Origin of the sequence: Variovorax paradoxus B4 (assembly GCF_000463015.1) — a bacterium.
Taxonomy (GTDB): domain Bacteria; phylum Pseudomonadota; class Gammaproteobacteria; order Burkholderiales; family Burkholderiaceae_C; genus Variovorax; species Variovorax paradoxus_E.
In genome coordinates this window covers 5,763,783-5,785,042 of record NC_022247.1, presented here as the reverse complement: position 1 = coordinate 5,785,042, position 21,260 = coordinate 5,763,783, and the positions used below count along the sequence as shown (strand labels likewise).

At 67.4% G+C, this 21,260-nt stretch carries 21 protein-coding genes and 1 riboswitch; of the genes, 11 read left to right on the top strand and 10 right to left on the bottom strand.

The annotated features are described in order from the left end of the window. The first annotated feature begins 17 nt into the window (after positions 1-17). Positions 18-800 carry an SDR family oxidoreductase gene (locus VAPA_RS27020; RefSeq protein WP_021013173.1) on the top strand — a complete coding sequence of 261 codons (783 nt, stop codon included), beginning with the start codon at positions 18-20 and terminating at the stop codon, positions 798-800. A gap of 77 nt (positions 801-877) precedes the next feature. On the opposite strand, the gene VAPA_RS27015 is transcribed toward VAPA_RS27020, so the two are convergent. Further along, on the bottom strand, positions 878-1,423 hold the full coding sequence (locus tag VAPA_RS27015; RefSeq protein WP_021013172.1) for an RNA recognition motif domain-containing protein: 546 nt from the start codon (positions 1,421-1,423) through the stop codon (positions 878-880). A gap of 262 nt (positions 1,424-1,685) precedes the next feature. After that, a riboswitch (yybP-ykoY riboswitch) is annotated at positions 1,686-1,864 on the top strand. A 15-nt stretch (positions 1,865-1,879) separates the two neighbouring features. Between VAPA_RS27015 and VAPA_RS27010 the strand changes: the two genes are divergently transcribed. From VAPA_RS27010 to VAPA_RS26995, 4 genes are all read left to right on the top strand, one after another. Beyond that, positions 1,880-2,443 (top strand): TMEM165/GDT1 family protein, encoded by a 564-nt coding sequence (locus tag VAPA_RS27010; RefSeq protein WP_021013171.1) that lies wholly within the window; start codon positions 1,880-1,882, stop codon positions 2,441-2,443. 129 nt (positions 2,444-2,572) lie between these two features. After that, positions 2,573-3,745 carry a homoserine O-succinyltransferase MetX gene (gene metX, locus VAPA_RS27005; RefSeq protein WP_021013170.1) on the top strand — a complete coding sequence of 391 codons (1,173 nt, stop codon included), beginning with the start codon at positions 2,573-2,575 and terminating at the stop codon, positions 3,743-3,745. Beyond that, positions 3,742-4,329, top strand: a complete 588-nt coding sequence (metW, locus tag VAPA_RS27000; protein ID WP_021013169.1) for a methionine biosynthesis protein MetW — start codon at positions 3,742-3,744, stop codon at positions 4,327-4,329. Before metX ends, metW begins: the two co-directional genes overlap by 4 nt. A 34-nt stretch (positions 4,330-4,363) precedes the next feature. After that, entirely contained in the window at positions 4,364-4,954 is a 591-nt protein-coding gene (locus tag VAPA_RS26995) for an IMPACT family protein (RefSeq protein ID WP_021013168.1), read from the top strand. Here VAPA_RS26995 and VAPA_RS26990 read toward each other — a convergent pair. After that, on the bottom strand, positions 4,899-5,828 hold the full coding sequence (locus VAPA_RS26990) for an ion transporter (protein ID WP_021013167.1): 930 nt from the start codon (positions 5,826-5,828) through the stop codon (positions 4,899-4,901). The genes VAPA_RS26995 and VAPA_RS26990 overlap by 56 nt on opposite strands. A gap of 135 nt (positions 5,829-5,963) precedes the next feature. On the opposite strand from VAPA_RS26990, the gene VAPA_RS26985 reads away from it, so the two are divergent. Beyond that, positions 5,964-6,482, top strand: a complete 519-nt coding sequence (locus tag VAPA_RS26985; protein ID WP_021013166.1) for a bactofilin family protein — start codon at positions 5,964-5,966, stop codon at positions 6,480-6,482. Between the two features lie 19 nt (positions 6,483-6,501). Here the strand turns inward: VAPA_RS26985 and VAPA_RS26980 are convergent, their stop codons facing one another. Further along, complete coding sequence (locus VAPA_RS26980; protein ID WP_021013165.1) at positions 6,502-7,299, bottom strand: DUF72 domain-containing protein; 798 nt, start codon at positions 7,297-7,299, stop codon at positions 6,502-6,504. An 88-nt stretch (positions 7,300-7,387) separates the two neighbouring features. Between VAPA_RS26980 and VAPA_RS26975 the strand changes: the two genes are divergently transcribed. After that, positions 7,388-8,899 carry a M20 family metallopeptidase gene (locus VAPA_RS26975; protein WP_021013164.1) on the top strand — a complete coding sequence of 504 codons (1,512 nt, stop codon included), beginning with the start codon at positions 7,388-7,390 and terminating at the stop codon, positions 8,897-8,899. Next, complete coding sequence (locus tag VAPA_RS26970; RefSeq protein ID WP_051255360.1) at positions 8,896-9,759, top strand: alpha/beta hydrolase; 864 nt, start codon at positions 8,896-8,898, stop codon at positions 9,757-9,759. Before VAPA_RS26975 ends, VAPA_RS26970 begins: the two co-directional genes overlap by 4 nt. 9 nt (positions 9,760-9,768) lie before the next feature. Here VAPA_RS26970 and VAPA_RS26965 read toward each other — a convergent pair whose 3' ends face one another. The 5 genes from VAPA_RS26965 to VAPA_RS26945 form a co-directional block, all read right to left on the bottom strand. Continuing rightward, positions 9,769-10,944, bottom strand: coding sequence for an MFS transporter (locus tag VAPA_RS26965; protein WP_021013162.1), 1,176 nt, complete (start codon positions 10,942-10,944; stop codon positions 9,769-9,771). A gap of 135 nt (positions 10,945-11,079) precedes the next feature. Next, complete coding sequence (locus VAPA_RS26960; protein WP_021013161.1) at positions 11,080-11,538, bottom strand: YidB family protein; 459 nt, start codon at positions 11,536-11,538, stop codon at positions 11,080-11,082. 101 nt (positions 11,539-11,639) lie between these two features. After that, positions 11,640-13,004, bottom strand: a complete 1,365-nt coding sequence (locus VAPA_RS26955) for a M20/M25/M40 family metallo-hydrolase (RefSeq protein ID WP_021013160.1) — start codon at positions 13,002-13,004, stop codon at positions 11,640-11,642. 65 nt (positions 13,005-13,069) lie between these two features. Next, the gene (locus tag VAPA_RS26950; protein WP_021013159.1) at positions 13,070-13,804 is read right to left on the bottom strand and encodes a 16S rRNA (uracil(1498)-N(3))-methyltransferase; all 735 of its coding nucleotides are present in this window, start codon (positions 13,802-13,804) and stop codon (positions 13,070-13,072) included. After that, a complete protein-coding gene (locus tag VAPA_RS26945) occupies positions 13,805-14,899 on the bottom strand; it encodes an aminoglycoside phosphotransferase family protein (protein ID WP_021013158.1) in 1,095 nt (364 codons plus the stop codon). Positions 14,900-15,133: 234 nt separating this feature from the next. On the opposite strand from VAPA_RS26945, the gene VAPA_RS26940 reads away from it, so the two are divergent. The 3 genes from VAPA_RS26940 to rsmA are packed head-to-tail and all read left to right on the top strand — an operon-like array spanning position 15,134 to position 19,910. After that, positions 15,134-17,716, top strand: a complete 2,583-nt coding sequence (locus tag VAPA_RS26940; RefSeq protein WP_041946272.1) for an LPS-assembly protein LptD — start codon at positions 15,134-15,136, stop codon at positions 17,714-17,716. Positions 17,717-17,733: 17 nt separating this feature from the next. Beyond that, positions 17,734-19,143, top strand: a complete 1,410-nt coding sequence (locus VAPA_RS26935; protein ID WP_041946271.1) for a peptidylprolyl isomerase — start codon at positions 17,734-17,736, stop codon at positions 19,141-19,143. Next, on the top strand, positions 19,143-19,910 hold the full coding sequence (gene rsmA, locus VAPA_RS26930; RefSeq protein WP_021013155.1) for a 16S rRNA (adenine(1518)-N(6)/adenine(1519)-N(6))-dimethyltransferase RsmA: 768 nt from the start codon (positions 19,143-19,145) through the stop codon (positions 19,908-19,910). Before VAPA_RS26935 ends, rsmA begins: the two co-directional genes overlap by 1 nt. Positions 19,911-20,261: 351 nt before the next feature. Here rsmA and VAPA_RS26925 read toward each other — a convergent pair whose 3' ends face one another. Beyond that, positions 20,262-20,687: a barstar family protein gene (locus tag VAPA_RS26925; protein ID WP_086012221.1), complete on the bottom strand. Its 426-nt coding sequence runs from the start codon at positions 20,685-20,687 to the stop codon at positions 20,262-20,264. A 50-nt stretch (positions 20,688-20,737) separates the two neighbouring features. After that, complete coding sequence (locus VAPA_RS26920; RefSeq protein WP_021013154.1) at positions 20,738-21,148, bottom strand: guanyl-specific ribonuclease; 411 nt, start codon at positions 21,146-21,148, stop codon at positions 20,738-20,740. Positions 21,149-21,260 lie beyond the last annotated feature (112 nt).

The window sequence follows — 21,260 nt, the reverse complement described above, 5'->3', positions numbered from 1 at the left end:
CGGAAGACAACCTGCGCATGAGCACATCCCCGCTTGTCTTCATCACCGGCGCATCGAGCGGCATCGGCCAGGCCCTGGCTGCCAGCTTCTACGAGGCGGGCTACAGGCTGGCGCTGGCTGCCCGGCGCACCGCGGAAATCGAATCCTGGGCCGGCGAGCGGCAGCTGGACTCGGACCGCTACCAGGTCTATGGCGCGGACGTGGCGCAAACAGACAGCATCGTGGCCGCCGCCGCCGCCTGCATCGAGCGCCAGGGCCTGCCCGACGTGGTCATTGCCAATGCCGGCATCAGCGTGGGCATCGACACGGCAGAGCGCGAGGACATCGAGGTGATGGCCCGGACCTTCGCCACCAACAACGTCGGCCTGATGGCCACCTTCCATCCTTTCGTGGCGGCGATGAGGCAGCGCGGCAGCGGCCGGCTGGTTGGCATCGCGAGCGTCGCGGCCATTCGCGGGCTGCCAGGGCACGGTGCCTATTGCGCCAGCAAGGCGGGCGTGGTCGCGTACTGCGAGAGCTTGCGCGGCGAGCTGCGCAACAGCGGCGTCAAGGTCGTCACGCTCTGCCCCGGCTATATCGACACGCCGCTGACCCAGGGCAACCGGTACGGCATGCCCTTTCTCATGAAGGCCCAGGACTTTGCCGACCAGGCGCTGCGCGCCATCGAGGCCGGCACCAGCTACCGCGTGATTCCCTGGCAGATGGGCGTCGTCGCCAAGCTGATGCGCATGCTGCCGAACGCGCTGCTCGACCGCGCCGTGCAGGGCCGCGCCCGCAAGAAGCGCAGCGGCGAAAGCTGAATTTCCCCGAGGCGGGAGGCTCCAACGAAAAAGGCTCCCTGGGGAGCCTTTTACTTGTGTGCGCCTGGATGCAGCGCTCAGTAGCCGCTGTTGCCGCCGCCGCCGTAGCCACCACCACCGCCGGAGCGGCCACCGCCGCCACCGCCACGGGGGCCGGCGCCGTAGGGGCTGCGGAAGCCGCCATCGCCACCACCACCGCCGCCGCCACTGCGGCCACCACCGCCGCCGCCGTAGCCGCCGCCACCGCCGGAGCGGCCACCGCCGCCACCACCGTAGCCGCCACCACCGCCGCCGTAGCCACCGCCACCACCGCCGCCATAACCACCACCGCCGCCGCCGCCGTAGCCGCCGCCACCGCTGCGCGGGGGGCGTGCTTCCATGGGACGTGCTTCGTTGACGACAACGCTGCGGCCGCCGAGCGGCTGGCCGTTCATGCCATTGATGGCCGCTTGCGCTTCCGCGTCACTGCCCATCTCGACGAAGCCGAAGCCCTTCGAGCGGCCCGTGTCACGTTCCATCATGACCTTGGCGCTGGTCACTGCGCCGAATTGTCCAAAAGCCTGTTCGAGATCACTGTCGCGCACCGAGTAAGGCAGGTTGCCGACATACAGTTTGTTGCCCATCAAGGGACTCCTATAAACACATAGCAAGAAAAGCGATGGAGTCCCGAAAGCATCACTCAAACGAGAGCCGTCGAGTCGCGCGAAACTGACCGATCACCGAACTTCCTCCCCGGCAAAATGAAGAGGGAGGCTCGTGCATTATGGGTGAAATACGTGAAATGCAAGCAGTAATTTGCTGCATCGTGTAGGGCCTCCAAAAATTTAGGGAAAGCTAGCGCACGCTTACAAAACCGGCCGGTGGCTGCGGCGCAGCAGGTAGAATCCGCCCGTCATTGGGGAGTAGCCGCCTTCCATCGCGAGAAGGGCCCGCGTCAACAGACTTGTCCTGCCCCACACAGGACATGGCGCGTGCAGTGAACACACCTGGCGAGACCTTTGACCGTGCAACTTCGGGAATATGGCCGAAGGTGTTGCACGGTCAATTGCGTCCTTCGGCCCAAGGAACCTCTCTCTTTCATGGAAGCTTTTCTCGTTGCAACCGGCGTGGTTGCGCTCGCCGAAATGGGCGACAAGACCCAATTGCTGGCCCTCCTGCTCGCGGCGCGCTTCAGGAAACCCTGGCCGATCGTGCTCGGGATCTTCGCGGCCACCATCGTCAACCATGCGCTGGCCGGTGCGGTCGGCAACTGGATCACCCACTGGCTGGGGCCCGACGTGCTGCGCTGGATCCTGGGCGGTTCCTTCATCGCCATGGCGGCCTGGATGCTGATCCCCGACAAGCTCGACGCAGACGACGCGCCCGCCGCCACCCACTACGGGGTCTTCGGCACCACGCTGGTCGCGTTCTTCCTCGCCGAGATGGGCGACAAGACCCAGATCGCGACCGTCATGCTGGCCGCCCGCTTCACGCAGGACTACTTCTGGGTCGTCGCCGGCACCACGCTCGGGATGATGCTGGCCAACGCGCCGGTGGTGTGGCTCGGCGAGAAGATCGTGCGGCGCGTGCCCATCAAGCTGGTGCACGGCGTCTCGGCCGCGATCTTCCTCGTGCTCGGCATCGTGATGATCGTCGGCTGGTAATCCGAGGGAGCGATATACTGCCGCCTGCGCCGATTTGCTACAGCTTGCGGGCGCTTAATAAATTCAGCTAAAGACAGTCAGTTGGCGAACAACCCGGCTCGTTTTTGGCGAGGCCGGGTTTTTTCATTCATGTCGTCCCCGTTGGTCGTCACTTCTCAATCGATGCAGTTCGAGGGCCCGCTGGCCTTGCGCAGCGGCGCGTCGCTCGGCGGCTACACGCTCGCCTACGAAACCTATGGCAGCCTGAACGCCGAGCGCAGCAACGCGGTGCTGGTGTGCCATGCGCTCAATGCCTCGCACCACGTGGCCGGCACCTACGAAGGCCAGGCGCGGTCCGAGGGCTGGTGGGACAACATGGTGGGCCCGGGCAAGCCGGTCGACACCGACCGCTTCTTCGTGATCGGCGTGAACAACCTCGGTTCCTGCTTCGGCTCCACCGGCCCGATGCACGTCAACCCCGCCACCGGCCGCGTCTATGGCGCGGACTTCCCGGTGGTCACGGTCGAAGACTGGGTCGATGCCCAGGCTGCGCTGCTCGACGCGCTCGGCATCCGCACGCTCGCGGCCGTGATGGGCGGCAGCCTCGGCGGCATGCAGGCGCTGTCGTGGACGCTGCAGTACCCCGAGCGCGTGCGGCATGCCGTGGTGGTGGCCAGCGCGCCCAACCTCACGGCCGAGAACATCGCCTTCAACGAAGTGGCGCGCCGTGCCATCGTCACCGACCCCGACTTCCACGGCGGCCATTTCTACGAGCACGGCGTGATCCCCAAGCGCGGCCTGCGCATCGCGCGGATGATCGGCCACATCACCTACCTGAGCGACGACGTCATGAACGAGAAGTTCGGGCGCATCCTGCGCAGCGCGGTCGAAGGCGAGGCGGCGGGGCTGGACTACCGCTATTCCACGCAGGACGTCGAATTCCAGATCGAGAGCTACCTGCGCTACCAGGGCGACAAGTTCAGCGAGTATTTCGACGCCAACACCTACCTGCTGATCACGCGCGCGCTCGACTACTTCGACCCCGCGCGCTCCCATGGCGGCAACCTCAGCGTGGCTTTCGCCGGGGCCACGGCCAAGTTCCTGCTCGTGAGCTTCAAGACCGACTGGCGCTTTTCGCCCGCGCGCAGCCGCGAGCTGGTGAAGGCGCTGCTCGACAACCGCCGCAACGTGAGCTACGCCGAAATCGACGCACCGCACGGGCACGACGCCTTCCTGCTCGACGACGTGCGATACATGGGTGTGGTGCGGTCATATTTCGAGCGCGTGGCGCACGAGATCCAGGCCGAAGGGAGTGCGTCGTGAGCGATATCGAGACCCAGCGCCTCATCGCCAACCTCGTGCCCGAGGGCGCGCGCGTGCTCGACCTCGGCTGCGGCGACGGCGCCCTGCTCGACCTGCTGCAGCGCGAGCGCGGCTGCACCGGCTACGGCGTGGAAATTGCCGACGGCAACGTGCTGCAGTGCATCCGCCGCGGCGTCGACGTGATCCAGCTGAACCTCGACGAAGGCCTGGCGATGTTCGACGACGCCTCGTTCGACGTGGTGCTGCAGATCGACACGCTGCAGCATCTGAGAAACGCCGAGATCATGCTGCGCGAAACCGCGCGCGTGGGCCGCATCGGCATCGTGGCCTTTCCCAACTTCGCGCACTGGCCCAACCGCATCAGCATTGCGCGCGGCCGCATGCCGGTGACGCGCCGCCTGCCCTACCAGTGGTACGACACGCCCAACATCCGGGTCGGCACCTTCAAGGATTTCGAGGTGCTGGCGCAAAAGAACAGCCTGCGCGTGCTCGATGCCTTCGGCGTGCAGGAAGGCCGCAGCGTGCGCTGGCTGCCCAACGCGCGCGCGGGCACGGCCGTGTTCAAGTTCGAGCGGGAGCGCTGAGCGATTCCGCGCCCCGACTGAAAACGGCCGCTCCATGAGCTTCACGCTCTCGCAACCGGCGCACAGCGAACTGCTGGTCAAGAAGAGTCGCTTCATCGGCTGCGTGCAGCCGGTGGCCGACCGGGCCGCGGCCCTGGCCGTGGTGGCATCCCTGCGCAGCGAGCATCCCGCCGCCGCGCATGTGTGCTGGGCGCTCATGGCGGGCGGCCAGTCGGCCGCCAACGACGACGGCGAGCCGGGCGGCACGGCCGGGCGCCCCATGCTCGAGGTGTTGCGGCACCAGCAGCTCGAAGGCGTGCTTGCCACGGTGGTCCGGTATTTCGGCGGCATCAAGCTGGGCGCGGGCGGGCTCGTGCGCGCCTACACCGATGCGGTTGCGCAGGCCTGCCTCGGGGCGACGCTGGTACCGCTGGTGCGCCAGCGGCTGCTGCAATGTGCGGTGCCCTATGCGCTCGAAGGGCTGGTGCGGCGCGAGATCGCCGCCGTGGCCGGCGCCTCGCTGGTCGACGTGCGGCACGGCGACGCGGTGGACTTCACGTTCACGCTGCCCGAACCCGATGCCGGCGGCTTCATCGCCCGCCTCGACGATGCTGCGCAAGGGCGCGTCGTCTGGCCGCAGGCGTGAGGCGCCGCGTGGGTGCGGCCACGGCCGAGGGCGGCGTCATTGCGAATACGCCCCGCCCTCCTGTCGCCGCGGGTGCGGCCTCATCGTCGGGGCCGCGCCGCGCCATCTCGGCCGTGACGATGCCGGTCGGCACGGCCAGCACGCCCCAGCCCAGCAGCATCATCACCGAGGCAATGGCGCGGCCGAGATCCGTCTTGGGCACGAGGTCGCCGAAGCCCACCGTGGCCATGGTCGAGATGGCCCAGTAGATTGCCACCGGAATGCTCGTGAAGCCGTGCACCGGGCCTTCCACCACGTACATCAGCGTGCCCATCACCAGCACCACCAGCATCACGAAGCCCACGAACACCGTGATCTTCCGGCGGCTCGCGGCCACGGCCGAGACCAGCGCGCGGTATTCCACCGAGTAGCGCGACAGCTTGAAGATGCGGAACACGCGCAGCAGCCGCAGAACGCGCACGTCGATGAGGTAGGCGAGCTCGGGCGCGAGCGCCACCAGGAAGGTCGGCAGCAGCGCGAGCAGGTCGATCACGCCATAGAAGCTCAGCGCATAGCGCAGCGGCTTGTTCACGCAGGCGAGCCGTGCGATGTACTCGAGCGTGAACAGGATGGTGAACACCCATTCGAGCGTGTTGAACACGGGCCGCCATTGCTCGCGGATCGACTGCACGCTGTCGAGGATCACCACCAGCACGCTGGCCACGATCACGGCGATCAAGGCCAGGTCGAAGAGCAGGCCCGCGCGCGTGTCGGCCTCGAAGATCACCGTGAACAGCTGGCGCCGCCAGCCGCTCGCCGGCTTGTCGAAGCGCGAATCGATGGTCGAAGAAATGGCGAGGGTCCGGGCGGCAGGTGCGGTGTTCGATCGGGTCATCTTGCGGGGCCGGAGGCACTGGAGAGCGCCATTGTGGGGTGACGGGGGATTTATTCAGTTACGTTTCTTGCGCAATGAAGTGCCGCAGGCCGCGAGCGGGTTCTTACGATAGTCGTTTTGTTGAGGAGCTCCCCATTGGCCACACAGTCCCCCTTTTTCGGCAAGCGTGATCGTGACACCGACTCGTTGACCTCTCGACCCGCGCCGTTGGTGGGCTCGGGTACCAATCTCTCGGGTTCGCCCGTCAATCCTTCGTCGCTGACCGCGCAGCAAGGGGGCCTGTCCGCAGCGGCCGCACCCGCCGCCAAGGAAGGTGGCAGCAAGCTCACCGTCGGCCCCAACATCAAGCTCAAGGGCGTCGAGATCACCGATTGCGACACGCTCGTGGTCGAAGGCCTGGTCGAAGCGACCATGGACTCGCGCCTGATGCAGATCGCCGAACAGGGCGAATTCAAGGGCTCGGCCGAAATCGACATCGCCGAGATCCGCGGCGTGTTCGACGGCAACCTCACGGTGCGCGAAAAGCTCGTGATCCATTCGACCGGCAAGGTCACCGGCAAGATCCGCTACGGCAAGATCGTGATCGAAGAAGGCGGCCAGCTGTCCGGCGAAATCAGCTTCGGCGCCAAGCCGTCGCTGCAAGCCGCAGCCTGATCGATCAGGCTTCTTCGGCTCAGGCCGCCTCCTCGGGCGGCTTCCAACCCAGGCGCTCCAGCAAGGCACCGGCCGCGGCCGGTGCTTTTTCTTTGGCGCCGTTGATGAAGTAGACGAACACGTCGCGCTTCCTGGGCGATTCGGCCCATTGCTGCGCGCGCTCGGCCCAGCCGTCGAGCGCCTTCGGCGCATAACCGGTCTTGAGCTTGGCGTCGGCCATCATGAGGCGCGCGTAGGCGAAGTCGCCTTCCGGCTCCTCGAACGACGGGAACTTGTCCGCATCGGTGAACACGGTCGACACCTTGTGCTTCTTCGCGAGCGCCTGGTAGGCGGGCGTGATGAAGCTCTCGTGCCGCACGTCCATCACGTGGCGCAGCGTGCGGCTGCCTTCCTTCTTCGGCAGCAGCTGAAGAAATGCCTCGAAGTCTTCCGCATCGAACTGCTTCGTGGGCATGAACTGCCACACGATCGGGCCGAGCTTGTCGCCGAGTTCGCTCACGCCGCTGTCGATGAAGCGCTTGATCGAGTCTCCCGCGGTGGCAAGCACCTTGCGATTGGTGGTGAAGCGCGAGGCCTTCATCGAGAACATGAAATCTTCCGGCACCTCGTCGTGCCATTTGCGGAAGGTCTCGGGCTTGAAGGTGCTGTAGTAGGTGCCGTTGATTTCGATGGCGCTCACCTGGCGGCTCGCATAGCGCAGCTCCTTCGCATGCGCGAGCCCCTTGGGATAGAAGTTGTCGCGCCAGGGCTCGTAGGTCCAGCCGCCGATGCCTACCTTGATGTTCACCTGGGTCCGAGTCGATGCTGCCTTGCTCACATTGCGCTCCGGGTTGAGATCGCCGCACTCTACGCGGGGTCGCTCCAGGGCGCAAAATGCGATTTTTTCCTTACCCGCGGAGAACCCGATGAACGCCCCCCTGCACCGCGAAATGCCCGCCGGCCTGCTCGATGCCGAGCGTGCCCTGTCTGATGTCAGCGCCCAATGGGACGGCGACATCTTGAAGCAGCTCACCGACTACATCGCCATTCCCGCCAAGTCGCCCGGCTTCGACAAGGACTGGGCGGCCCACGGGTACCTCGAGACCGTGCTGCGCAACGCGGCGGCCTGGGTCGAGGCGCAGAAGGTCGAGGGCCTGAAGCTCGAGATCGTGCGCCTCGAAGGCCGCACGCCGGTGCTGTTCTTCGAAGTGGCCGCCACCGGCACCGACATGGGCGAGACCGTGCTGATGTACGGCCACCTCGACAAGCAACCCGAATTCACCGGCTGGCGCAACGACCTCGGCCCCTGGACGCCCAAGTACGAGAACGGCCTGCTCTACGGCCGCGGCGGCGCCGACGACGGCTATGCGGTCTACGCCAGCATCGCCGCGCTGCAGGCGCTCAAGAACCAGGGCGCGGCGCATCCGCGCATCGTCGGGCTGATCGAGACCTGCGAGGAAAGCGGCTCCTACGACCTGCTGCCCTACGTCGACGCACTGCGCCCGCGGCTGGGCAATGTCGAGCTGGTGATCTGCCTCGACTCCGGCGCCGGCAACTACGACCAGCTGTGGCTCACCACGTCGTTGCGCGGCATGGCCAGCGGCACGCTCAAGGTCGAAGTGCTGACCGAAGGCATTCACTCCGGCGACGCCTCGGGCCTGGTGCCCTCGAGCTTCCGCATCATGCGGCAGGTGCTCGACCGCCTCGAGGACAGTGCCACCGGCCGGCTGCTGCCCGCGAGCTTTCATTGCGAAGTGCCGGCCGACCGCCTGGCGCAGGCCAGGGCCACCGCGGCGATCCTGGGCGACGAGGTCTACAAGCGCTTTCCGTGGGCGCACTACGACTGTGGCGGCTCGACCATGTTCGCGCTGCCGACCACCACCGATCCGGTCGAAGCGCTGCTCAACCGCACCTGGAAGCCCACGCTGTCGGTGACGGGTGCAGAAGGCTTCCCGGCGTTGAAGGACGCGGGCAACGTGCTGCGCCCCTATACCGCCTTCAAGCTTTCGCTGCGCCTGCCGCCGTTGGTCGACGCGGCCGAGTCGGTGCAGCAGTTGAAGGCGCTGCTCGAGGACAACGCGCCGTATCAGGCACGCGTGACCTTCGAAAGCGGCGGCGGCGCCACCGGCTGGAATGCGCCGACGATCACGCCGTGGTTCGAGGATGCGCTCAACCAGGCCTCGCAGGCGCATTTCGGCGCGTCCTGCGGCTACATCGGCCAGGGCGGCACGATCCCGCTGATGAACATGCTGAGCGCCGGCTTCCCGAAGGCGCAGATGATGGTCTGCGGCGTGCTGGGCCCGAAGAGCAATGCCCATGGTCCCAACGAATTCCTGCACGTGCCCTACGCCAAGAAGCTGACGGCCGCGGTGGCCGAGGTGATTGCGGCCCTGCCGGCTGCGCACCGCGCCGCGGCCGCGGCGCCGGTGGCCGCTTGAGCGCAGCGGCGCCGCCGCTGCCTTTGCCGCAGCGGGTTGCGCTGCCCACGCCGGACGGCGAAACGCTGGTGCTGCGGCGTCTTCCGACGGCCGGCGCATCGCGTGCCGTGGTGGTTCTGGTGCATGGGCTCGGCGAGCATGCCGGGCGCTATCACGAACTCGCGGCACGCCTGCACGCGTGGCGCTTCGCGGTCTGGGCCCATGACCATCATGGCCACGGCGAATCGTCCGGAGCGCGCGGCGCATTGCCCGGCGAGCTGCGGCTGGTCGAAGACCTCGCGCTGGTCATCGACGATGCGCGGCGAGAGAACCCCGGCTTGCCGCTGGTGCTGCTGGGCCACAGCCTGGGAGGCCTGGTCGCAGCCAGCCTGGTGGCGCGCGGCGTGCGGCCGGTCGATGGGCTGGTGCTGTCTTCGCCGGGGCTCGATCCCGGCCTGAGCGGATTCCAGAAGGCGCTGCTCGCGGTGCTGCCGCGCATTGCGCCCAGGCTGCGCGTCGGCAACGGGCTCGACGACAATTTTCTTTCGCATGATCGCGCCGTGGTGCAGGCCTATCGCGACGATCCGCTCACGCACGACCGCATCGGCAGCCGGCTCGCGCGCTTCCTCGCCCGTGAAGGGGCCGTGGTGCAGCAGGCGGCGGCGCATTGGCCGGTGCCCACCTTGCTCATCTATGCGGGCGACGACCACCTGGTGGTGCCGGCCGCCAGCCGTGCCTTCGCGGCGGCGGCCGCGCCCAGCGGCATGGTCGAAGCGCAGTGCTTCGAGTCTCTCTACCACGAGATATTCAACGAGCTGGATGCCGGGCCCGTGTTCGCCGCGCTGCAGCGCTGGCTCGACAAGCGCTTTCCGCCGAACTGAAGAGGCGTTTCAGGCGCTCGCGGCGGCCGCGCGCCGGCGCGTCTGGGCAAGCCACAGCAGCGCCGCGCCCGTGAGCACCACCGGCACCAGCGAGCCGTAGTTCAGCAGCTGCCAGCCCTGCGTCGTGACCAGCACGCCCGAGGCGAACGAGGTCAGCGCGAGGGTGGCGAACACGCAGAAATTGAGCGCGCCCTGCGCCCGGTCGCGCTCTTCCGCGGTGTAGGCCGTGAGCGAGAGCGTGGTGCTGCCCGTGAACAGGAAATTCCACCCCACGCCCAGCAGGCACAGCGCCACGAGGAAGTGCTGCAGCTCCACACCCGACAGCGCGACGGCGATGCAGCCGAAGTTGAGCACCAGCCCCACGCCCATCACCGGCAGCGCACCGAAGCGGCGAATGAGGTGGCCGGTGAAGAAGCCCGGCGCGAACATGCCGATCACATGCCATTCGAGCACCAGCGCGGCGTCGGAAAAGGGCAGGCTGCAGATCTGCATCGCAATGGGCGTGGCGGCCATCAGCAGGTTCATCACGCCGTAGCCCAGTGCACCCGCGGCTGCCGCCACGATGAACACCGGCTGCCGCATGATCTCCGACAGCGGTCGTCCGCCCAGCGCCTGCTGGCGGGTGAGCGTGGCGGGAAACTCGATGAAGCGCATGATCGCCATCGACAGCAGCGCCACCGCCGCCAGCGCGATGTAGGCGCCCGCGAACGGCACGGCGAACACTTCGCGCGTGGCGGCAGCCAGATTGGGCCCCGCCACCGCGCCGATCAATCCGCCGGCCATCACCAGCGACACCGCCTTCTCGCGCCAGGCCGGTGCCGCGAGCTCGGCGGCGGCAAAGCGATAGAGGCCTGCGTTGGCGTTGTAGTAGCCGGCCACCACCGTGGCAAGGCACAAGAGCCAGAAGTTCTTCGAGACGGCCGCGAACGCGCACAGCAAGGCCGACCCCAGCGCCACCGCCAGCCCGATCTGGAACGACCCGCGCCGCCCGAAGCGCTGCTGCGTGCGCGCCACCAGCCCGGTGGTGAGCGCACCGCCCACCACATAGCCCATGACCGGCAGCGTGGCCATCCATCCGCGCGGCGCGATGCTCAGGCCCACCAGCCCGTTGATGGCGATGAAGGTGACGTTGTTGGTCAGGAACAGGCCCTGGCAGATGGCGAGCAGCCAGAGGTTGCGGTTCATGGAGAAGTGGCGAAAGCGCGTTGCGGCATGGAAGGCTGCGGTTCTACGTGATTCGCCGCGGATGTGCCAGCCGAAATGCGGCCGTCCCAAAAAAAAGCGCCCTCGCGGGCGCCGGGATCTTCGTCGAGCAAAGGGTCAAGGCTGCCTGTTCTGCAGCAGGCCGCCGAGCGTACCCAGCAGGTCGTTCGGGTTGTCCAGGCCCTGCTCCGGCACCTTGCCGTGCGGCGTGAGCTGGTCGATGAGGGCCGGCAGCATGGCGGCCAGCATGGGCAGCAGCGTTTGCGCATTGATGCCGAGCTTGGAGGCGATGCTGGCGATGGTGTCGCTGCCCAGCGCGTCTTGCAGCTGGTCGCCGGACACGGGCTGGTTTTCGCCCTTGCCGATCCACGAGCCGATCACGTCGCCCATGCCGGCCTGCTCGAATTTCGAGACCAGCCCTCCCAGGCCACCCGCGCCGCCGTTGTTGGCCAGCAGGCCGCCCAGCGCGCCGGCCAGGCCGCCGAGATCTCCCAGCCCGCCGATGCCGCCGCCCTGCGGCTGCTGTTGGGTGGCGCCCCCGAGAACCTGGCCGAGTACCGAATCGAGCATTCCCATGGACGTTTCCTTGGTGTGTGACAGAACCGCTGGCATTTTCCCAGCGCGAGGGGGCCGCGAGCGAACGAGCTTGTTTACTTTTCAGCCCGCAGCGTGACAAATTACCTGGGACGCGGCGCGCGTTTCGGCAGCAATGCGGGGCTTACCCCTTGCACGCCGACCAGCCCCAGGACTGTGACCAGCGAATTCTGCGCGCCTTTCCAGGCATCTGTCACGTCGATCGATTCGCTCAGGGCATGGAAGCCCGCCGACTTTCCGCCGCCGCCGATGATGATGGCCGGGATGCCGTACGACATCGGCACGTTGGCGTCGGTGCTGCCGCCGCGCAGCAGCGTCTTGTGGCCGAAGGCGGTGTTCGAGCGGACAGCCGCTTCCACGATCACCGAATCGGACGGCGTGCGCCCGCCCGGCCGGTCGCCGATCAGCTTGTTGCTGGCGGTCAGCGTCGCCACGTTCCAGCGCTTGTTCTCCTCGGCCACCGCTTCGTCGATGGCCGCGAGGATCTTCTTTTCCGTCTCCAGCAGCGACGCCATGTCGTCCGAGCGGATGTCGATGGCCATGCGGGCATCGGGCGCAATGGTGTTCACCGAGGTGCCGCCGCCCACGGTGCCGACGGTGAAGGTGGTCTTGGGAAAGCTGGGCGTGCGGACTTCGGCGATCTTGGCGATGGCGCGGCCCATGCCGTGGATGGCGCTGGGCACCTGGCCGAACGCGGCGAAGCTGTGGCCGCCCGGCCCCTTGAACGTGACTTCGTAGCGATGGCTCGCCGTGCCGAGGACCAGCACGTTGCCGTCGGGCGAGGGCTCCAGCCCCACCATGCCGTCGATGTCGAGGTGGTCGCGGAAGATGGCCTTCATGCCGCGCAGGTTGCCCAGCTCCTCCTCGCCGACATTGGCGACGAAGAGCAGGTCGCCCACGGTCTGGATCTTGTTGTCGTTGAGGACCTTGAGCCACGACAGCAGCACGGACAGGCCGCGCGTATCGTCCGCGATGCCGGGCGCATGGAGCCTGCCCTCGCGCTCCTTCACCTTCACGTCGGTACCGGCGGGGAACACGGTGTCGAGGTGGGCGGAGACCAGCAGCTTGGGGCCGTTCCCCGTGCCCTTGCGCAGCCCGATCACGTTGCCTTCGGCATCGATCCTCGCGTCGGCAAGCCCGAGCGCCTTCATGCGCGCAAGAAAGGCTTCGGCGCGCTTGTGTTCCTTGAACGGGGGCGCCTCGATCTCGGTCAGCATCTTCAGGTCTTCGATCGAATGCTCGTGGTCGGCCTTGACCGCGTCGAGCAGCTTCTGGATCGCGGGCGCCGCCATCAGCTGGGTGAAGGTCTTTTCCACCTCGGGAGCGACTTGCGCCGGCGTGGGGGCCACGGCGGTGTTCTGGGCCTGCGCGCCCTGCGCGGCGCAGAGCAGGGCCAGCACAAGGGGAGCGAGGGGGGCAAGCCGGAGGGCGCGTGGCGAACGAAGCATGGCGTGAAGATCCTTTTCTTGTGATGAGGGTGGGCGGATGAGGCAAGCCTTGCGCAAAGCACCGCTCAAGGGCCGGCGAGCAGCACCAGTGCGGCAAGCGCCGCCGTTTCGGCGCGCAGCACGCGCGGCCCGAGCGTGACCGGCGCAAAGCCGCATGCCAGCGCTTCCTGTTCTTCGGCGCCGCTCAAGCCGCCCTCGGGGCCGCTCAGCACCAGCACGCTGCGGTCGGCCGGCGCCGAGGCGGTGGCATCGGCAAGGCGCTGCGTGCCTTCGGCAAGGCTCAGGACGAGGCGCAGCGCGGCGTTGCCTGCATTTGCCTCGATCCACGCCGAGGGGCTGGAGAACGACCGCACCGGATGTATCCGCGGCACGCGGTTGCGGCCGCATTGTTCGCACGCGGCGATGGCAATCGCTTCCCAATGCGCCCTCTTCTTCTCGGCGCGCTCGCCCGAAAGGCGCAGCACGCCGTGGGCGGTGGCCAGTGGCTGAATGCTCGCGACGCCCAGTTCGGTGGCTTTCTCGACCAGCCAGTCCATGCGCTCGTTGGCCGGCATGCCGACGGCCAGATGCACCGCGCGCGCGGCCTCGCGCTCGGCAGGCGCATGGGCGCCGATCGTCACCGACACATCGCTGCGCCCCATGCGCTCCACGGTTGCCGCATATTCGCCGCCCGAACCGTCGAACAGCGTGAGCGCGTCGCCGGGCTGCATGCGCAGCACCTGAACGTGGCGCGCGGGGCCGGGTGGCAGTTCGAGCGTGGCACCCGCCGTCAAAGGCACCGGGCAGTGGAAGCGGGGCATCTAGACCCTGCCGTAGGCAAAGCCGGTCAGCGCCGAAGTGCCTTCGATCTCGTCGATCACGCGCAGCAGCGGGGTCAGCTCCATGTAGCGGCTTGCCGTGGAGCGGATGTAGGCGATGAAGCGGGGCGTGTCCGCCAGGTAGCGGGGCTTGCCGTCGCGCAGCGTCAGGCGGGCGAAGATGCCGGCGACCTTGAGGTGGCGCTGCAGCCCCATCCATTCGACCGAGCGATAAAAGGCGCCGAAGTCCACGTCGACCGGCAGCCTGGCCTTGCGGGCGGCTTCCCAGTAACGGATCGTGACGTCGAGCACGAACTCCTCGTCCCAGCTCAGGAAGGCATCGCGCATCAGGCTGGCGATGTCGTACGTGATGGGGCCGTAGACCGCGTCCTGGAAGTCGAGCACACCCAGATCGGCACCATCGCGGACCATCAGGTTGCGCGGCATGAAGTCGCGGTGCACGAACACGCTCGGCGAGGCCAGGTTGCTCTCGACGATGAGCCTGAAGCTGCGTTCCAGCCGCTCCTTGAGCTGGCCCTCGACGGCCACGCCGCGGTGGCGCCCGATGTACCACTCGGGGAAAAGCGACAGTTCGCGCTCGAGCAGGGCGCGGTCGTAGGGCGGCAGCACGCCCGGCCTGGAGGCCAGCTGCCAGCGGATCAGCGCATCGATCGCCTGGTCGTAGAGCGGACGGCTGGCGTCGGGCCGGGCCGGATCGATCACGTCGAGCATGGTTTCGCGGCCCAGGTCGTCGAGCAGCAGGAAACCGTGGGTCCGGTCCCATTCGAGCACCTGCGGCGCGGTCACGCCGGCTTCGGCCATCAAACGGGCGACCTGCACGAAGGGTTCGCTGTTCTCCTTGTCCGGCGGCGCATCCATCACGATGCGGGTGCCGGCGCTTCCCGCGGCGTCGACCCGGAAGTAGCGGCGAAAGCTCGCATCGGCGGACGCGAGGCGCACGGTGTCGGGCAGCAGGCCGTGCGCGGCGCCGATGCCGGCCAGCCAGTTCTGGAAGGTCGCGCCCCGCTGCGGATCAGCCCAGAGGATGGCCGTGGCGGAGGGTGTGGGCACGGAGGCCGGGAGCGGGGGTGCTGTCATGGATAATCGATTCTACAAATCCGCCTGGCGCGGCAACTCCTGCGGTCCTCCCTGGTCGAACGGAGTTGCCGCCGGCCCCTGCAACCTGCCGGCCTGCCGCGCCGTCCTCCCGACGATCCTTCGTTCCTGACCGATGCCTACGATCCAAAGCCCCCACGCTTGGCACCCTGTGCACTCGCAGCCCTCCCCGGGGAGACTGCGGGCCTTCTCCGGAACGATGCGGCGGGAGGCCTGATGAGCCGGCGCGTTGCCTTGCGGCGTTCCGGCCCGCCCCTGCCATTGGCCTTGCTGTCGCTGGCGCTGCTGCATGCGCACGGCGCATCCGCCCAGCCGGCGGGCGGCCTCGACGGACCGCTCACGCTCAAGCGCACGCCGCAACTGACCGAAACGCTGCCGCCCGCCGAACGCAGCCAGTTGCCGAGCCTCATCACCGGCGACCGCCTCTCGGGCCGCCAGGACCTCGAAACCGTGGTCGAGGGCCATGCCACGCTGCGTCGCGGCGAGGTCGCCATCACCGCCGACCGGCTCGAGTACTACCAGCCCGACGACCGTGCCAGGGCGCGCGGCAACGTGCGCGTCAACCAGGCCGGCAACGTGTACGAAGGCCCCGAGCTCGAACTCAAGCTCGAAACCTTCGAGGGTTTCTTCAACAACGTGCGCTACTCCTTCCTCGCCACTGGCGGGCACGGCGAGGCGCAGCGCATCGATTTCGTCGACAGCAACGTGTCGGTGGCCCGCAGCGCCACCTACACCACCTGCCGGCGCGAAGACTATCCGGGCTGGATGCCGGCCTGGCTGCTGACCGCGGCCACCATGACCACCGACACCGAGGAAAACGTCGGCGTGGCCACCGACGCGCGGCTGAGCTTCATGGGCATCAGCACGCCGCCGATCCCGAGCGTGAGCTTTCCGCTGTCGAACGAACGCAAGAGCGGCCTGCTGCCGCCGACGATCGGCATCGACAACACCAACGGCATCGAGATCTCGCAGCCGTACTACTGGAACATCGCGCCCAACCGCGACGCCACCTTCACGCCCACGCTGATGAGCAAGCGCGGCCTCAACCTGGGCTCGGAATTCCGCTACCTCGAGAAGGAATACAGCGGCAGCATCCGCATGGACCTGATGGGCAGCGACCGCCTGGTGGGCCAGCGCTACAACGAAACGCGCGCCGCACAGCTGCAGCAGCTCGCCAACGGGGAAATCCAGGCCTCGGACCTGAGCTTCGGCGCGCCGCCCAGCACCAAGCGCTGGGGCATCTGGGCCAATCACCACCAGGATTTCAATGCCAAGGCGCTCGGGCTCGATTCGCTCGCGGCCAACATCAACATCAACCGGGTCAGCGACAACGACTACTGGCGCGACTTCACGCGCACGCCCACGCTGGCACAGCGCCAGCTGTCGAACGACGCGTCGCTCAACTGGAGCAAGGGCGACTGGAACGGCGGGATCCGTGCGCTGCGCTACCAGACGCTGCAATACAGCCTGTCGCCGATCGTGCCGTCCTATGACCGTATGCCGCAGATCACGGCCAACTACAACAAGTACGACTGGCACGGCTTCGACGTTTCGCTGAACCTCGACTACACGCGCTTTCGCGTCAACACCATCCTGGCCGGCCAGCCGGGCTTCGACATCAACCAGCAGTCGCAGCCCGACGGCGACCGCGCCTTGGCGATTGCCTCGATCAGCCGGCCGTTCATCACGCCGAGTTCCTTCGTCATTCCCAAGCTGCAGCTGAACACGGCTTCGTACAACTACTACCTGCCCCAGTCGGACGTTCCGAAGCTCACGGTCAACGGGATCCAGTACGTCAACGGCGTGCCCTACAACCCGAACTCGCTGTATTTCTTCCCGACCTCGAGCAACCGGACGGTGCCGACCTTCAGCCTCGACAGCGGCCTGATCTTCGAGCGCGACGCGAGCTACTTCGGGCGTGCCTTCCGCCAGACGCTGGAGCCGCGCGCGTATTACGTCTACACGCCGTTCCGCAACCAGAGCATGCTGCCGAACTACGATTCGGCGGCCAACGACTTCAGCTTTGCCACCATCTATACCGAGAACGCCTTCTCGGGCAACGACCGCATTTCCGACACCAACACGCTCACGCTCGGCGTCACCTCCCGCCTGATCGACCCCGCAACCGGCGTCGAGGCGGCGCGCTTCGGCATTGCGCAGCGGCTGCGCTTCAGCGATCAGCGGGTCACGCTGCCGGGCGGCACGCCGGTGACCGACCGTGCGAGCGACCTGCTGCTGGGCGCCCAGATCAACTGGACGCCCAAGTGGAGCCTGGACACGGTGGTCCAGTACAACCCCGACACGCGCAAGTCGGAGCGCTCGGCCATCACTGCGCGCTACAACCCCGAGCCGTACCACAACCTGAGCGCGGCATTCCGCTACCAGGCGCCCACCACCCCCACCGCCACGGACGGCAACAAGTCCTTCGACCTGGGCTGGCAGTGGCCGCTCAACGACCTGTGGGGCGACAAGGGCAAGGACCTCGGCCCGGGCAAGGGCCAGGGCGGCGGGCGGTGGTATGCGGTGGGCCGGCTCAACTACAGCCTGCAGGACAAGAAACTCACCGACGGCGTGCTCGGCTTCGAGTACGACGGCTGCTGCTGGATCGGACGCGTGGTGCTGCAGCGCATCACGACCGGCACGGTGACGGCCAACACGCGCATCATGTTCCAGCTCGAATTCGTCGGGTTCTCCAGCATCGGGTCGAGCCCCATGCAGACCTTGCGGACAAACATCCAGCGCTACCAGCCTCTTCGCCAGCCCACCGAAGGGCCGAGCCGCTTCACCAATTACGACTGAGACGATTGAGCAACGCCATGAAACACATCCGTTCCATCCTGACCCTGGGCTGCCTCGCGGCGCTGGCCGCAACCTCGGGCGCGCAGGGTCTGCGTTCCGGCGGCGGCAGCGGCATCACCGACATCATGCGCGCCGGTCCCCGCCTTGCACCACCGGCTGCGCGTACCGCGCCCTCCACCGCCGCGCCGGTGCAGCGTGCGGCCGAATACATCGTCGCGCTGGTCAATTCCGAACCCATCACCAACACCGAGGTGCAGTCGCGCGTCACGCGCCTGATCCGGGAAAATGCCGAAGCCGAGCGCGTTCCGCGCGCCGAGCTCACGCGCCTCGTGCTCGAGCGCCTGATCTCGGAGCGTGCGCAGCTTCAGCTGGCCAAGGAAAACGGCATCAAGGTGGACGACGTCGCCATCGACCAGGCCGAGCAGACCGTGGCGCGCCAGAACCAGGTCAGCATCGAGGAGCTGCGCCGCCGCGTGGTGGCCGAGGGCATCTCGCAGCGCGAATTCCGCAACGACCTGCGCGACCAGCTGCTGCTGACGCGCCTGCGCGACCGCGAGGTCGAGTCGAAGGTCAAGATCAGCGACGCCGAAGCCGACGAATACCTGCGCGACCAGCGCAACGCCCCCACCAAGGATGCGGCGCTGCAGAACATCAACCTCGCGCACCTGCTGGTCGCCGTGCCCGAGAACGCCACCGACGCGCAGGTCGCCACCTTGCAGCAGCGGGCCCAGGGCCTCGCGCAGCGCGCCCGCTCCGGCGAAGACTTTGCCAAGCTGGTGCAGGAAAACTCCGATTCGCCGGACCGCGCCAATGGCGGTGCGGTCGGCATGCGCAGCGCCGACCGCTATCCGTCGCTGTTCGTCGAAGCCACGCAGTCGACGCCGGTCAACGGCATTGCCGGCCCGATCCGCTCGGGTGCGGGCTTCCACGTGCTCAAGGTGCTGGCGAAGGCCCAGCTCGGCGCCACCGACGCCACCGTCACCCAGACGCAGGTGCGCCACATCCTGCTGCTCAACGATCCGAAGCGCACCACCGCGCAGGCCGTTGCGCAGCTCGCGGAATTCAAGCGCCGCCTGCAGGCCGGCCAGGCCGACTTCGCCGGCCTGGCGCGCGACAACTCGCAGGACGCCAGCGCCAAGGAAGGCGGCGATCTGGGCTGGTCGCGCCCGGGCCAGTTCGTGCCCGAGTTCGAGGAAGCCATGGACCGCCTTGCGCCGGGCCAGATCAGCGACCCCGTGGTGTCGCGCTTCGGCGTTCACCTGATCCAGGTGGTCGGCCGGCGCGAATCCAAGCTCACCCAGGTCGAGCAGCGCGAGGCCGCACGGGCCGTGCTGCGCGAGCAGCGGGTCGAGGAAGCCCTCAGCACCTGGGTGCAGGAAGTGCGCGCGCGCGCCTACGTCGAATACCGCGAGGCCCCCCAGTCCTGATGGCACACATCGCCAGGAAGCGGTTCGGGCAGCACTTCCTGTCCGATGGGGGCATCATCGATGCCATCGTGCAGGAGATCGCGCCGCAGCCTGGCGATGCCATGGTCGAGATCGGTCCGGGCCTGGCGGCGCTCACGCAGCCGCTGGTCGAGCGGCTCGGGCGCCTGACGGTCATCGAGCTCGACCGCGACCTGGCCAAGCGGCTGCGCGAGCATCCGCAGCTCGACGTCATCGAGTCCGATGTGCTCAAGGTCGATTTCGCCGCGCTGGCTGCCAGGTTTGCGGCGCCGCTGCGCGTGGTCGGCAACCTGCCCTACAACATCTCGACGCCCATCCTGTTCCACCTGCTGGGCTTCGCGCACCTGATTGCCGACCAGCACTTCATGCTGCAGAAGGAAGTGATCGACCGCATGGTCGCCCGGCCTGCCACGTCCGACTACAGCCGCCTGAGCGTGATGCTGCAGTGGCGCTACAAGATGGAAAACGTGCTGTTCGTGCCGCCAGAGAGCTTCGATCCGCCGCCGCGCGTCGACAGCGCGGTGGTGCGGATGGTGCCGCTGGCCGAGCCGCCGGCTGTCGATGCCGCCCGCCTGGGCGAAATCGTGCAGGTCGCCTTCAGCCAGCGCCGCAAGATCATGCGGCACACCCTGGGCAAGTGGCTGGACGAACACGGCTTTGCAGGCGAATTCGACGCCCAGCGCCGCGCCGAAGAGGTGCCCGTGGCCGAGTACGTGGCGCTCGCGCAAGCCGTTCCCCCGCGCCCATGAAAAAGCCCGCCTCGGCAAAGGCGGGCTTTCGTTCGTGAACACCGCGGAACCGGCTTCGCCGGGCCGCAGGTGCTGCCCCCTCGAGGGGGAGGCGGCTACACGAAGTGAGCCGCTTCGGGGGTGGGCCTATTCAGGCTGCAGCGAGCCAGTAGCCCGCGTTGAAGGGGCTGCTCATGCGCAACGCGAGCGGCGAAACGTCGACCAGTTTATCGGTCGGCATCTTCTCGCCTTCGGGTTCCGTGCCGGCGGCCGCATTGGCGGTGCTGCCGTTGATTTCGATGCCATCGAGTGCTGCGCCGTTCGGCTGAGCCTCGTTCGCCCGTTCTGCTTGGCTGGTGTGTGCAGAACGGGCTACAGAAAAGAATAGAAGCAGCGGAACGGGACTTTCCGGTCGCCCCAGTAGTCGGAGGCGTCTCGGAAGATGTCGAGCAGCTGCTCGCGCGCTTCCTTGTCGAACTTGGCGTTGGCCGGGATCTGCTCGAGCACGATCACAAAGCCGGGCTGCGGGCCCGATTTATGCAACGGGTCGGTCATGCAGTCGTACAGCGCGTCGAAATTCTTGCCGAAATGCGCCGGAAAGGTGAACTGCTGGGCGATCAGGTCGAGAACGTCCTGCTTGGTCTGGGCGTTCCCCAGATTGGCGTACAGGAAGTGCTGGCCCGCGGCGTTCGCAGCTTCCTGCAGGTCGTTCACGCGGAACGCACGAATCGATTGCACGATGTTCGGGCGTACGGCACGAAGGGATAAAGTCATCTCCGCTGGTCTTTCCATAGTCATCATCATTTCTTCGGGGCGCTTCGGGGCGCCGCTCAAGTCGTTGTCATCGCTCATGGTGCAATCCGTCTGAAACTCGCGTAGTGGTCTGCCGTGTACCAGCAGGCCTCGGGTGTGGTGCGCCGTTCACCGCCGCAGACAATGCGCCGTGCACCGCGATCGCGCGAGCCGGGCGTTGCCACCGTGTACTCGCGGTAGTGACCGCGCCGCGCGGGCGGCAAGAGACGCTCGCGGTTGCCAAATACCGTGCCGTCCTTTTCGTATCGGAAGGGGCCGCCACTCAGGATGGCTTCGTAGGTTCGCTGGCCCTGAACCGGCAAGTCGGACAGTGCGATCGATTCCTGGGCGGGCTTTCCGGGGCCGAACCATTCGCGGGCCTCGGCCCCCGTCGCCAACGCCGCCAGCATCAAGCCGGTGAGCGCAAACTTAGTGACAGAGGACGTGATCGAGGCGTAAGCCGCCATGGGGCACCACAAGAAAAGAGCGGGGTTCCGAATCGGCAGCCAACCCTGGGGTTAACCCGCAAATTCAAGCCCGCGAGTGTGCACCACGCTGGCGAAAATAGCAAGCGACTGC